Here is a 16,910-nt window from a genome sequence, read left to right on the forward strand (position 1 = left end):
ATCTGCCCTATTTTTAATTTTTATTAAAAATAATGAAGTGCATATTCCTCCATGCAGACGACTAATTTTAAGCTGACTTTCAAGCATTTTTTCACATTTTTTACATTCATTTTTTATCAGAAAATTAAAAATTTCTGGTTGTACTTACAAAATCCCCTTTGTCTATGCATAATTTTACCTCTAAAAAGTTTTGTTATTTTAAATTTTTACTGTTTATCTTCTTATCATTCTCTGCAAGAGCTCAAGTTTGTGGAACTCCTGGAGTTGATGGACCCATAACTATTTCTAGCGCTGTAAATACCTATTATCCTGTTTTAAGTAGTACACTTACTTTAAATGCGGGAGCACAATCCATAGAATTAGCCGCAGTGCCAGCAACTGATATTTATGGTAATAATTTTGGTGCACTTTCAATTGCTACTGGTGATTTGATTTTGATTATTCAGATGCAAGACGCGGAAATTAATTATACTAATACAACCAACTATGGCTCAGGTTTACCTGATCCTAATAGAGGTTTCCTTGAAGCTACTGGATTTACTAATATTGGTAATACTGGTATTTTTGAATATGTAATAGCAACAAATAACGTACCAATTAGTGGAGGAAATCTAACCTTTAAAGGAACAGGTACGCTTGCTGGAGTTAAAAATAGTTTTTACAATGCTGCTCCAACAACGACAAGAGGAAAAAGAACCTTTCAAATTGTTAGAGTGCCACAGTATTCTAATCTGACCTTAAACGCAAATATTACCGCACCACCATTTAATGGTAGTTCGGGTGGGGTTATCGCATTTAATGTTTCGGGTACTTTTAATTTTGCTAATTATACTATTGACGGTAATGCAAGAGGATTTAGAGGGGGATTTAGCCCTAAAGCAGATTCTGATTTAAATAATTCTATAATTTATACAGGAAATTCTTCTTCAACTGTTATTTCTGGTAAAGGAGAAGGAATAGCAGGCACTCCAAAACGAATGTGGGATGGATATAATGAAGTGGTCAATGCAGTAGAAGGTTTACCAGGAGGATCCTCGGGAAGAGGAGCTCCTGCAAACGGAGGAGGTGGCGGTAACGATCACAACGCAGGAGGAGGTGGTGGTGGTAACGGTGGTTACGGTGGCATAGGTGGTCTTGGCTGGCAAGGAGGTAAGGGAGATACTTCTCCAAAAACGGGTGGAGGAAGACCTGGTTCTACAACTTATATTCCCACAAAAACTCCTCCTTTAGATAGACTCATTATGGGTGGTGGTGGTGGTGGTGGTGATGCCAATAATGCTACGAGTGGTGTAAAAGGAGGCGTTGGTGGAGCCATAATATTAATAAATGCAGGAAGTCTTGCTGGAATTGGAAGAATAGAAGCCAATGGTGGCATTGGTGCTGCGGGTAAATATGCAAATTCTCCTGATGGTGCAGGTGGAGGCGGAGCTGGAGGAAGTGTATTTTTAAATATTTCTAATCCTAGTACAGCAACAATTACAATAGATGCAAAAGGAGGTAACGGTGGTAATACTGAAAAGGATGGCGGTAATGAGCATGGTCCCGGCGGCGGCGGCGGCGGCGGTATTGTTAGATATAATGCATCAGGAGCTACGATAACAAGTAATATAAATGCAGGTTTGGCTGGAAAAACTAATAATGGAGTTAATCCAACTAGTACTCATGGAGCGATGGATGGAGCTGCTGGTTATTCAGCAACTTTTGCTGCTGGTGATTTAGCCGAAAATCTGCAGATTAATTCAGATTGTTTTCCAGTTTTGGAGACTAAAGTAAAAGCATTAACTCAATCAGTTTGTAATTCGGTTAATAATGAAGTGTCTTATGAAATTCAAATAAAAAATATTGGAAGTGGAAATGCTGCAAAAGTTTTCTTAGACTTCGCTTTTCCAACAGGTGTAGATTTTTTATCCGCTACAGCAGTTTATTCTATAGAAGCTACTGGTCCAGCGGGTCTTTTGTCGCATACTAATACTGCAAACAAACCTTTAATTGGTGATTTTAATATTGCTAAAGATGGAATAGTAACAATAACGTTGAAAGGTAAAATTACTAGTTTTGCAACTACAGGTGTAAACAATGCTAATGCTCAAGCAATATACTTAGATCCTACAAGAACAACAGCTAATGCAAACAGACAAATTACTGCATTTACTTATAGTTTTGGGTCCTATGCAAAGATTTACGAAGGCGGAAGTCAAGCGAATGTCCCAGGTATAAATTTTAACGGATCTAGTTCTAATATTGACAATGTTGAAATTTTAGCGTTACCTGTAGCGCCTACAGTAACTACTACACAACCGAATTGTACTACTTCGACAGGAACAATAAAAGTGACTGCGCCTGTTAATGGTTCGGGTATAATGTATGCATTAACTGGTTTAGCTCCAGTTGTTGCTGCAGTGTCTAATTCTACTGGACAATTCTCTGGTTTAGTAGCGGGTACTTATCAGGTAACTACTAGTAATGCTAATTCATGTACTTCATTACCTACTTCTACAATTACTATAAATTCTGTTTCTGGTGCTCCCACTACTACAAGTGTGTCTATTTGTGTAGGAGGTTCAGGAAATTTAATTGCGAGTGGATGTACTGATAATAGCAAAATTGAATGGTTTACCACAGCTACTGGAGGGTCTTCAATATTTACGGGTGCTACTTTTAATCCTATTGGTGTATCGGGTTCTGGATTAACGAATGCAAATACTGCTGGAACAACCACTTTTTATGCTAGTTGTAATGGTTCCACATGTAGAGCAGCAACAAATTTTGCTATAAATCCAATACCAACAATAAATGCAGTTACGCCAGGGACAATTTGCGGTGCTGGAAGTGTTACTTTGAGTGCTACTGCTTCTTCGGGCACAATAAGTTGGTACGATATTGCAACTGGTGGTACACCAATAGCTACAGGAACTACTTATACTACCCCAAGTTTGTCTGTAACCAAAACATATTATGTACAAGCATCGGATAATAATTGTACTTCAGCTAGAACTTCCGTTACTGCTACAGTTACTGCTATACCAACAATAACATCTACTACAGGAGCGGAAGGATGTGGTCCAGGAACTTTGACTTTAAAAGCTACAGCTTCAGCAGGAACAGTTAATTGGTATGCAAATGCATTAGGAGGAACGTCACTTTATGAAGGAACTGAGTATATAACTCCAAATTTATCTGCAACCACTACTTATTATGTTGATGCAACAAATAATAGTTGTACTTCAGGCTCTCGATTAGCTGTGGCTGCTACGGTTAATACAGTTTCTACTCTAACATTAACTACTGGTTCGCAAAATCAGACAATTTGTACAGGAGCAGCAATCACAAATACGGTATATACTTTTGCAGGTAGCGCTACTAATGCTGTTGTGACAAATTTGCCTGCAGGACTGACCTCCAATGTTGATACAACAAATAAAACAGTAACCATTAGTGGTACTCCAACAGTTGCTGGCACTTATACCATAACAACGAATGGACATGTAGGATCATGTACTGCAGCTACTTTAAGCGGAAAAATTACTTTGACGGCTACTAATGCAGTTGGAGTTGCTTCGTCTACCCCAACATTATGTATCAACACAGCATTAACAGCTATTACACATACCACAACAGGAGCAACTGGAATTGGTACAGCTACAGGTTTACCGACAGGAGTTACAGCAGTTTGGGCAAGTAACACTATTACAATAAGTGGAACTCCAACAGCATCTGGTACATTTAATTATAGTATTCCATTAACTGGTGGATGTGGAGCAGTTAAATCAGCAACAGGAACCATCACAGTAAATGCAGACAATACCGTTGGAAACGCATCAGCTACCCCAACATTATGTATCAACACAGCATTAACAGCTATTACACATACCACAACAGGAGCAACTGGAATTGGTACAGCTACAGGTTTACCAACAGGAGTTACAGCAGTTTGGGCAAGTAACACTATTACAATAAGTGGAACTCCAACAGCATCTGGTACATTTAATTATAGTATTCCATTAGTTGGTGGATGTGGAGCAGTTAAATCAGCAACAGGAACCATCACAGTAAATGCAGACAATATCGTTGGAAACGCATCAGCTACCCCAACATTATGTATCAACACAGCATTAACAGCTATTACACATACCACAACAGGAGCAACTGGAATTGATACAGCTACAGGTTTACCAACAGGAGTTACAGCAGTTTGGGCAAGTAACACTATTACAATAAGTGGAACTCCAACAGCATCTGGTACATTTAATTATAGTATTCCATTAACTGGTGGATGTGGAGCAGTTAAATCAGCAACAGGAACCATCACAGTAAATGCAGACAATACCGTTGGAAACGCATCAGCTACCCCAACATTATGTATCAACACAGCATTAACAGCTATTACACATACCACAACAGGAGCAACTGGAATTGGTACAGCTACAGGTTTACCAACAGGAGTTACAGCAGTTTGGGCAAGTGACACTATTACAATAAGTGGAACTCCAACAGCATCTGGTACATTTAATTATAGTATTCCATTAACTGGTGGATGTGGAGCAGTTAAATCAGCAACGGGAACCATCACAGTAAATGCAGACAATACCGTTGGAAACGCATCAGCTACCCCAACATTATGTATCAACACAGCATTAACAGCTATTACACATACCACAACAGGAGCAACTGGAATTGGTACAGCTACAGGTTTACCAACAGGAGTTACAGCAGTTTGGGCAAGTAACACTATTACAATAAGTGGAACTCCAACAGCATCTGGTACATTTAATTATAGTATTCCATTAGTTGGTGGATGTGGAGCAGTTAAATCAGCAACAGGAACCATCACAGTAAATGCAGACAATACCGTTGGAAACGCATCAGCTACCCCAACATTATGTATCAACACAGCATTAACAGCTATTACACATACCACAACAGGAGCAACTGGAATTGGTACAGCTACAGGTTTACCGACAGGAGTTACAGCAGTTTGGGCAAGTAACACTATTACAATAAGTGGAACTCCAACAGCATCTGGTACATTTAATTATAGTATTCCATTAGTTGGTGGATGTGGAGCAGTTAAATCAGCAACAGGAACCATCACAGTAAATGCAGACAATACCGTTGGAAACGCATCAGCTACCCCAACATTATGTATCAACACAGCATTAACAGCTATTACACATACCACAACAGGAGCAACTGGAATTGGTACAGCTACAGGTTTACCAACAGGAGTTACAGCAGTTTGGGCAAGTGACACTATTACAATAAGTGGAACTCCAACAGCATCTGGTACATTTAATTATAGTATTCCATTAACTGGTGGATGTGGAGCAGTTAAATCAGCAACGGGAACCATCACAGTAAATGCAGACAATACCGTTGGAAACGCATCAGCTACCCCAACATTATGTATCAACACAGCATTAACAGCTATTACACATACCACAACAGGAGCAACTGGAATTGGTACAGCTACAGGTTTACCAACAGGAGTTACAGCAGTTTGGGCAAGTAACACTATTACAATAAGTGGAACTCCAACAGCATCTGGTACATTTAATTATAGTATTCCATTAGTTGGTGGATGTGGAGCAGTTAAATCAGCAACAGGAACCATCACAGTAAATGCAGACAATACCGTTGGAAACGCATCAGCTACCCCAACATTATGTATCAACACAGCATTAACAGCTATTACACATACCACAACAGGAGCAACTGGAATTGGTACAGCTACAGGTTTACCAACAGGAGTTACAGCAGTTTGGGCAAGTAACACTATTACAATAAGTGGAACTCCAACAGCATCTGGTACATTTAATTATAGTATTCCATTAGTTGGTGGATGTGGAGCAGTTAAATCAGCAACAGGAACCATCACAGTAAATGCAGACAATATCGTTGGAAACGCATCAGCTACCCCAACATTATGTATCAACACAGCATTAACAGCTATTACACATACCACAACAGGAGCAACTGGAATTGATACAGCTACAGGTTTACCAACAGGAGTTACAGCAGTTTGGGCAAGTAACACTATTACAATAAGTGGAACTCCAACAGCATCTGGTACATTTAATTATAGTATTCCATTAACTGGTGGATGTGGAGCAGTTAAATCAGCAACAGGAACCATCACAGTAAATGCAGACAATACCGTTGGAAACGCATCAGCTACCCCAACATTATGTATCAACACAGCATTAACAGCTATTACACATACCACAACAGGAGCAACTGGAATTGGTACAGCTACAGGTTTACCAACAGGAGTTACAGCAGTTTGGGCAAGTGACACTATTACAATAAGTGGAACTCCAACAGCATCTGGTACATTTAATTATAGTATTCCATTAACTGGTGGATGTGGAGCAGTTAAATCAGCAACGGGAACCATCACAGTAAATGCAGACAATACCGTTGGAAACGCATCAGCTACCCCAACATTATGTATCAACACAGCATTAACAGCTATTACACATACCACAACAGGAGCAACTGGAATTGGTACAGCTACAGGTTTACCAACAGGAGTTACAGCAGTTTGGGCAAGTAACACTATTACAATAAGTGGAACTCCAACAGCATCTGGTACATTTAATTATAGTATTCCATTAGTTGGTGGATGTGGAGCAGTTAAATCAGCAACAGGAACCATCACAGTAAATGCAGACAATACCGTTGGAAACGCATCAGCTACCCCAACATTATGTATCAACACAGCATTAACAGCTATTACACATACCACAACAGGAGCAACTGGAATTGGTACAGCTACAGGTTTACCGACAGGAGTTACAGCAGTTTGGGCAAGTAACACTATTACAATAAGTGGAACTCCAACAGCATCTGGTACATTTAATTATAGTATTCCATTAGTTGGTGGATGTGGAGCAGTTAAATCAGCAACAGGAACCATCACAGTAAATGCAGACAATACCGTTGGAAACGCATCAGCTACCCCAACATTATGTATCAACACAGCATTAACAGCTATTACACATACCACAACAGGAGCAACTGGAATTGGTACAGCTACAGGTTTACCAACAGGAGTTACAGCAGTTTGGGCAAGTGACACTATTACAATAAGTGGAACTCCAACAGCATCTGGTACATTTAATTATAGTATTCCATTAACTGGTGGATGTGGAGCAGTTAAATCAGCAACGGGAACCATCACAGTAAATGCAGACAATACCGTTGGAAACGCATCAGCTACCCCAACATTATGTATCAACACAGCATTAACAGCTATTACACATACCACAACAGGAGCAACTGGAATTGGTACAGCTACAGGTTTACCAACAGGAGTTACAGCAGTTTGGGCAAGTAACACTATTACAATAAGTGGAACTCCAACAGCATCTGGTACATTTAATTATAGTATTCCATTAGTTGGTGGATGTGGAGCAGTTAAATCAGCAACAGGAACCATCACAGTAAATGCAGACAATACCGTTGGAAACGCATCAGCTACCCCAACATTATGTATCAACACAGCATTAACAGCTATTACACATACCACAACAGGAGCAACTGGAATTGGTACAGCTACAGGTTTACCGACAGGAGTTACAGCAGTTTGGGCAAGTAACACTATTACAATAAGTGGAACTCCAACAGCATCTGGTACATTTAATTATAGTATTCCATTAGTTGGTGGATGTGGAGCAGTTAAATCAGCAACAGGAACCATCACAGTAAATGCAGACAATACCGTTGGAAACGCATCAGCTACCCCAACATTATGTATCAACACAGCATTAACAGCTATTACACATACCACAACAGGAGCAACTGGAATTGGTACAGCTACAGGTTTACCGACAGGAGTTACAGCAGTTTGGGCAAGTAACACTATTACAATAAGTGGAACTCCAACAGCATCTGGTACATTTAATTATAGTATTCCATTAACTGGTGGATGTGGTAATGTCGTGGTTAAAGGGAATATTATTGTTACTTCCTCTCCAATTACTCCATCGATAGGCTTGATTACTCAACCAACATGCGGAATTACAACGGGGAGCATTGAATTAAGTGGATTACCATTCGGCAATTGGAATATAACTGCAATACCAGCTACTCCTGGCTTAACGGGTCTAACAGGTTCTGTTGGAACTACTACAATTGGCGGACTTACTGCAGGTCAAACTTATCAATTTAGAGTTCTAAATGATTTAGGTTGTATTTCAAATTTAAGTACAGCAGTACTAATTAATAATGGAATTTGTGCAAATGACGATACACCAGCGGCAATCAACGGAAAAGATGGTGGAAACACTACAACTTCTGTTTTAGATAATGATACCCTAAACGGACAACCAGTAGTTGCATCAGAAGTTGATTTAACTCCAAAAGGTGCTTATCCAAATGGAATTAAATTGAATCCAAACGGAACAATTACAGTAGATGCCAATACTCCTGCAGGGAATTATACTGTTGAGTATACCATTTGTGAAAAATTAAATCCATCAAATTGCAGTTCAGCTACAGTAACTGTGGTGGTTCAAGCGGCAGTAATCAAAGCAAATGACGATACGCCAGCAGCAATCAATGGGAAAGATGGTGGAAACACTACAACTTCTGTTCTAGATAATGATACGCTAAACGGACAACCAGTAGTTGCATCAGAAGTTGATTTAACTCCAAAAGGCGTTTATCCAACTGGAATTAAATTGAATCCAAACGGAACAATTACAGTAGATGCCAATACTCCTGCAGGGAATTATACTGTTGAGTATACCATTTGTGAAAAATTAAATCCATCAAATTGCAGTTCAGCTTCAGTAACTGTGGTGGTTCAAGCGGCAGTAATCAAAGCAAATGACGATACGCCAGCGGCAATCAATGGAAAAGATGGTGGAACAACGCCATCAGTTTTAGATAATGATACGCTAAACGGACAACCAGTAATTCCATCAGAAGTTGATTTAACTCCAAAAGGCGTTTATCCAAATGGAATTAAATTGAATCCAAGCGGAACAATTGCAGTAGATGCCAATACTCCTGCAGGGAATTATACTGTTGAGTATACCATTTGTGAAAAATTAAATCCATCAAATTGCAGTTCAGCTACAGTAACTGTGGTGGTTCAAGCGGTAGTAATCAAAGCAAATGACGATACGCCAGCAGCAATCAATGGGAAAGATGGTGGAAACACTACAACTTCTGTTTTAGATAATGATACGCTAAACGGACAACCAGTAGTTGCATCAGAAGTTGACTTAACTCCAAAAGGTGCTTATCCAACTGGAATTAAATTGAATCCAAACGGAACAATTACAGTAGATGCCAATACTCCTGCAGGGAATTATACTGTTGAGTATACCATTTGTGAAAAATTAAATCCATCAAATTGCAGTTCAGCTACAGTAACTGTGGTGGTTCAAGCGGCAGTAATCAAAGCAAATGACGATACGCCAGCAGCAATCAATGGGAAAGATGGTGGAAACACTACAACTTCTGTTCTAGATAATGATACGCTAAACGGACAACCAGTAGTTGCATCAGAAGTTGATTTAACTCCAAAAGGCGTTTATCCAACTGGAATTAAATTGAATCCAAACGGAACAATTACAGTAGATGCCAATACTCCTGCAGGGAATTATACTGTTGAGTATACCATTTGTGAAAAATTAAATCCATCAAATTGCAGTTCAGCTTCAGTAACTGTGGTGGTTCAAGCGGCAGTAATCAAAGCAAATGACGATACGCCAGCGGCAATCAATGGAAAAGATGGTGGAACAACGCCATCAGTTTTAGATAATGATACGCTAAACGGACAACCAGTAATTCCATCAGAAGTTGATTTAACTCCAAAAGGCGTTTATCCAAATGGAATTAAATTGAATCCAAGCGGAACAATTGCAGTAGATGCCAATACTCCTGCAGGGAATTATACTGTTGAGTATACCATTTGTGAAAAATTAAATCCATCAAATTGCAGTTCAGCTACAGTAACTGTGGTGGTTCAAGCGGTAGTAATCAAAGCAAATGACGATACGCCAGCAGCAATCAATGGGAAAGATGGTGGAAACACTACAACTTCTGTTTTAGATAATGATACGCTAAACGGACAACCAGTAGTTGCATCAGAAGTTGACTTAACTCCAAAAGGTGCTTATCCAACTGGAATTAAATTGAATCCAAACGGAACAATTACAGTAGATGCCAATACTCCTGCAGGGAATTATACTGTTGAGTATACAATTTGTGAAAAATTAAATCCATCAAATTGCAGTTCAGCTACAGTAACTGTGGTGGTTCAAGCGGTAGTAATCAAAGCAAATGACGATACGCCAGCGGCAATCAACGGAAAAGATGGTGGAAACACTACAACTTCTGTTCTAGATAATGATGTCCTAAACGGGCAACCAATAATTGCATCAGAAGTTGATTTAACTCCAAAAGGTGTTTATCCAACTGGAATTAAATTGAATACAAACGGAACAATTACAGTAGATGCCAATACTCCTGCAGGGAATTATACTGTTGAGTATACCATTTGTGAGAAATTAAATCCAACAAATTGTAGTACAGCTTCAGTAACTGTGGTGGTTCAAGCGGCAGTAATCAAAGCAAATGACGATACGCCAGCAGCAATCAATGGGAAAGATGGTGGAAACATTACAACTTCTGTTTTAGATAATGATACGCTAAACGGACAACCAGTAGTTGCATCAGAAGTTGATTTAACTCCAAAAGGTGCTTATCCAACTGGAATTAAATTGAATCCAAACGCAACAATTACAGTAGATGCCAATACTCCTGCAGGGAATTATACTGTTGAGTATACCATTTGTGAGAAATTAAATCCAACAAATTGTAGTACAGCTTCAGTAACTGTGGTGGTTCAAGCGGCAGTAATCAAAGCAAATGACGATACGCCAGCAGCAATCAATGGGAAAGATGGTGGAAACACTACAACTTCTGTTTTAGATAATGATACGCTAAACGGACAACCAGTAGTTGCATCAGAAGTTGACTTAACTCCAAAAGGTGCTTATCCAACTGGAATTAAATTGAATCCAAACGGAACAATTACAGTAGATGCCAATACTCCTGCAGGGAATTATACTGTTGAGTATACAATTTGTGAAAAATTAAATCCATCAAATTGCAGTTCAGCTACAGTAACTGTGGTGGTTCAAGCGGTAGTAATCAAAGCAAATGACGATACGCCAGCGGCAATCAACGGAAAAGATGGTGGAAACACTACAACTTCTGTTTTAGATAATGATACGCTAAACGGACAACCAGTACTTGCATCAGAAGTTGATTTAACTCCAAAAGGTGCTTATCCAACTGGAATTAAATTGAATCCAAACGCAACAATTACAGTAGATGCCAATACTCCTGCTGGTACTTATAATGTTGAATATACAATTTGTGAGAAATTAAATCCAACGAATTGTAGTACTGCTACAGTAATTGTAGTTGTTACAGCGGCAGTAATCAAAGCAAATGATGATACGCCAGCGGCAATCAATGGAAAAGATGGTGGAAACACTACAACTTCTGTTTTAGATAATGATACGCTAAACGGACAACCAGTAGTTGCATCAGAAGTTGACTTAACTCCAAAAGGTGCTTATCCAACTGGAATTAAATTGAATCCAAACGGAACAATTACAGTAGATGCCAATACTCCTGCAGGGAATTATACTGTTGAGTATACCATTTGTGAAAAATTAAATCCATCAAATTGCAGTTCAGCTACAGTAACTGTGGTGGTTCAAGCGGCAGTAATCAAAGCAAATGACGATACGCCAGCAGCAATCAATGGGAAAGATGGTGGAAACACTACAACTTCTGTTCTAGATAATGATACGCTAAACGGACAACCAGTAGTTGCATCAGAAGTTGATTTAACTCCAAAAGGCGTTTATCCAACTGGAATTAAATTGAATCCAAACGGAACAATTACAGTAGATGCCAATACTCCTGCAGGGAATTATACTGTTGAGTATACCATTTGTGAAAAATTAAATCCATCAAATTGCAGTTCAGCTTCAGTAACTGTGGTGGTTCAAGCGGCAGTAATCAAAGCAAATGACGATACGCCAGCGGCAATCAATGGAAAAGATGGTGGAACAACGCCATCAGTTTTAGATAATGATACGCTAAACGTACAACCAGTAATTCCATCAGAAGTTGATTTAACTCCAAAAGGCGTTTATCCAAATGGAATTAAATTGAATCCAAGCGGAACAATTGCAGTAGATGCCAATACTCCTGCAGGGAATTATACTGTTGAGTATACCATTTGTGAAAAATTAAATCCATCAAATTGCAGTTCAGCTACAGTAACTGTGGTGGTTCAAGCGGTAGTAATCAAAGCAAATGACGATACGCCAGCAGCAATCAATGGGAAAGATGGTGGAAACACTACAACTTCTGTTTTAGATAATGATACGCTAAACGGACAACCAGTAGTTGCATCAGAAGTTGACTTAACTCCAAAAGGTGCTTATCCAACTGGAATTAAATTGAATCCAAACGGAACAATTACAGTAGATGCCAATACTCCTGCAGGGAATTATACTGTTGAGTATACAATTTGTGAAAAATTAAATCCATCAAATTGCAGTTCAGCTACAGTAACTGTGGTGGTTCAAGCGGTAGTAATCAAAGCAAATGACGATACGCCAGCGGCAATCAACGGAAAAGATGGTGGAAACACTACAACTTCTGTTCTAGATAATGATGTCCTAAACGGGCAACCAATAATTGCATCAGAAGTTGATTTAACTCCAAAAGGTGTTTATCCAACTGGAATTAAATTGAATACAAACGGAACAATTACAGTAGATGCCAATACTCCTGCAGGGAATTATACTGTTGAGTATACCATTTGTGAGAAATTAAATCCAACAAATTGTAGTACAGCTTCAGTAACTGTGGTGGTTCAAGCGGCAGTAATCAAAGCAAATGACGATACGCCAGCAGCAATCAATGGGAAAGATGGTGGAAACATTACAACTTCTGTTTTAGATAATGATACGCTAAACGGACAACCAGTAGTTGCATCAGAAGTTGATTTAACTCCAAAAGGTGCTTATCCAACTGGAATTAAATTGAATCCAAACGCAACAATTACAGTAGATGCCAATACTCCTGCAGGGAATTATACTGTTGAGTATACCATTTGTGAGAAATTAAATCCAACAAATTGTAGTACAGCTTCAGTAACTGTGGTGGTTCAAGCGGCAGTAATCAAAGCAAATGACGATACGCCAGCAGCAATCAATGGGAAAGATGGTGGAAACACTACAACTTCTGTTTTAGATAATGATACGCTAAACGGACAACCAGTAGTTGCATCAGAAGTTGACTTAACTCCAAAAGGTGCTTATCCAACTGGAATTAAATTGAATCCAAACGGAACAATTACAGTAGATGCCAATACTCCTGCAGGGAATTATACTGTTGAGTATACAATTTGTGAAAAATTAAATCCATCAAATTGCAGTTCAGCTACAGTAACTGTGGTGGTTCAAGCGGTAGTAATCAAAGCAAATGACGATACGCCAGCGGCAATCAACGGAAAAGATGGTGGAAACACTACAACTTCTGTTTTAGATAATGATACGCTAAACGGACAACCAGTACTTGCATCAGAAGTTGATTTAACTCCAAAAGGTGCTTATCCAACTGGAATTAAATTGAATCCAAACGCAACAATTACAGTAGATGCCAATACTCCTGCTGGTACTTATAATGTTGAATATACAATTTGTGAGAAATTAAATCCAACGAATTGTAGTACTGCTACAGTAATTGTAGTTGTTACAGCGGCAGTAATCAAAGCAAATGATGATACGCCAGCGGCAATCAATGGAAAAGATGGTGGAAACACTACAACTTCTGTTTTAGATAATGATACGCTAAACGGACAACCAGTAGTTGCATCAGAAGTTGACTTAACTCCAAAAGGTGCTTATCCAACTGGAATTAAATTGAATCCAAACGGAACAATTACAGTAGATGCCAATACTCCTGCAGGGAATTATACTGTTGAGTATACCATTTGTGAAAAATTAAATCCATCAAATTGCAGTTCAGCTACAGTAACTGTGGTGGTTCAAGCGGCAGTAATCAAAGCAAATGACGATACGCCAGCAGCAATCAATGGGAAAGATGGTGGAACAACACCATCAGTTTTAGATAATGATAAGCTAAACGGACAACCAATAATTGCATCAGAAGTTGATTTAACTCCAAAAGGTGCTTATCCAACTGGAATTAAATTGAATCCAAACGGAACAATTACAGTAGATGCCAATACTCCTGCAGGGAATTATACTGTTGAGTATACCATTTGTGAAAAATTAAATCCATCAAATTGCAGTTCAGCTTCAGTAACTGTGGTGGTTCAAGCGGCAGTAATCAAAGCAAATGACGATACGCCAGCGGCAATCAATGGAAAAGATGGTGGAACAACGCCATCAGTTTTAGATAATGATACGCTAAACGGACAACCAGTAATTCCATCAGAAGTTGATTTAACTCCAAAAGGCGTTTATCCAAATGGAATTAAATTGAATCCAAGCGGAACAATTGCAGTAGATGCCAATACTCCTGCAGGGAATTATACTGTTGAGTATACCATTTGTGAAAAATTAAATCCATCAAATTGCAGTTCAGCTACAGTAACTGTGGTGGTTCAAGCGGTAGTAATCAAAGCAAATGACGATACGCCAGCAGCAATCAATGGGAAAGATGGTGGAAACACTACAACTTCTGTTTTAGATAATGATACGCTAAACGGACAACCAGTAGTTGCATCAGAAGTTGACTTAACTCCAAAAGGTGCTTATCCAACTGGAATTAAATTGAATCCAAACGGAACAATTACAGTAGATGCCAATACTCCTGCAGGGAATTATACTGTTGAGTATACCATTTGTGAAAAATTAAATCCATCAAATTGCAGTTCAGCTACAGTAAAAGTGACTGTTCAAGCACCAGGTATCAATGCAAATAACGATGGTCTGGTAACGGTTGACGGAATCAACGGCGCAGTGGCATTTTTAAATGTGCTAAGCAATGATAATTTGAACGGAGCCACGATTAATCCGTCGCAGATCACCTTAGTTTCGAATAACATTCCAAAAGGAATAGTTTTAAATGCTGACGGAACTTTAGATGTAGCACCCAATACTGCCGGAGGAACCTATACATTCGATTATCAAATTTGCGAAATTGCAAATACTACTAATTGTGCAACAGCAAAAGTTTCTGTTTTTATAGAAAGACCTGCTATCACATTGGTAAGAACTGTGACCTTTAATGATGAAAACGGAAATGGCGTTGTCGATTCAGGGGAGACCATTACCTACTCGTTTACCGTTACCAATACAGGAAATACTACCTTGCAAAACATACAAATTACAGATTCATTAGAAGGCTTGATCATACTTGGAGGACCAATCACATTAGGAATTAATCAAATTGACATTAATTCATTTAGTGCCAATTACACTATAACTCAGAATGACATTAATAAAGGTACTATCTCCAGTCAAGCAACAGTAGTTGGATTTACCAACTCTGGAATTCAAGTAGACGATTCTTCGGATTATAAAGATGCAATCAAAGATTATCCAACTGTTCTTCCTTCTCAAAGTTGTGTAATTAAGATATTCAACGCTTTGTCAATAAACGGAGACAACACGAACGAAAGATTCTATATTCAAGGAATTGAATGTTATCCTGATAATACTGTCGAAATTTACAACAGATGGGGAGTATTGATTTTTGAAAAAAGCAACTACGATAATGTAAATGTTGTATTCAAAGGATTTTCTGAAGGAAGAGTAACTATAAAAGAAACAGGTGGTTTACCAGCTGGAACGTATTTCTATGTTCTGAAATACAAGGATAGCAGTTTAAAAGCAAATCAAAAAGCGGGCTATTTATATATAACAAAGTAAAATAATATGGACTCAACGTTACAAGCAATGAGTCCATATTTAAAATTAAAATTATGAAAAAAATTATTTTGTTGTTTCTGTTTTCTTCAAGTGCATTGTTTGCACAACAAGATGCTCAGTTTACACAATACATGTACAATACTATCAATATAAATCCAGCCTATGCAGGATCAAGAGGAGCTTTAAGCATTTTTGGATTGCATCGTACACAATGGGTCGGATTAGATGGCGCGCCAGAAACCAGTAGCTTTTCAGTAAATACTCCGATCACCAATAGTAATATCGGGCTAGGTGTTTCTGTGATTAATGATAAAATTGGACCAACGAACGAGAATACTTTCTCTGCAGATTTGTCTTATACTGTTCCAACTTCACCTGATTTTAAGCTTTCTTTCGGTCTTAAAGCTACCGCGAATCTATTTAATTTAGACATCAATAAATTGAATCCTGAAAGCCAAGGAGATCCTCAGTTTCAAGATTTTTCAAGTAAATTTTCTCCTAATATTGGAGCTGGAATATATTGGCATTCTGACAAAGCTTATATTGGTCTTTCGATACCAAATTTTATAGAAACGGATCGTTATAGTGATGCTGATGTTGCTATTTTTAAAGATAAAATTAACTACTATTTAATCGCAGGTTACGTATTTAATCTAGATCGTTACGAATACATTAAATTTAAACCAGCGCTTTTAACAAAAATGATTGAAGGCTCACCTTTACAAGTAGATGTTTCTGGAAATTTTATGTTCAATGATAAATTTACTGTAGGGGTTGCTTACCGTTGGAGCGCTGCTGTTAGTGCTATGGCAGGTTTTCAAGTCACTGATGGATTGTTTATTGGTTATGGATATGATAAAGAAACTACCAATTTAAGCAACTATAACTCGGGGTCTCACGAAATTTTCTTACGATTCGAATTCTTAAAAAACTACAGCCGAATAACTTCACCTCGATTCTTCTAAACCT

Annotated in this window: 2 protein-coding genes; both read left to right on the plus strand. The window is 38.5% G+C overall.

Annotation, left to right across the window (positions count from 1 at the left end):
* The first annotated feature begins 164 nt into the window (after positions 1-164).
* Positions 165-15,941, plus strand: coding sequence for a gliding motility-associated C-terminal domain-containing protein (locus ACRASX_RS14680; protein ID WP_432221764.1), 15,777 nt, complete (start codon positions 165-167; stop codon positions 15,939-15,941).
* 53 nt (positions 15,942-15,994) lie between these two features.
* Positions 15,995-16,906 (plus strand): PorP/SprF family type IX secretion system membrane protein, encoded by a 912-nt coding sequence (locus ACRASX_RS14685; RefSeq protein ID WP_066305360.1) that lies wholly within the window; start codon positions 15,995-15,997, stop codon positions 16,904-16,906.
* The last annotated feature ends 4 nt before the right edge of the window (positions 16,907-16,910 follow it).

Origin of the sequence: Flavobacterium sp. TMP13, assembly GCF_050847115.1 — a bacterium.
Taxonomy (GTDB): Bacteria; Bacteroidota; Bacteroidia; order Flavobacteriales; family Flavobacteriaceae; genus Flavobacterium.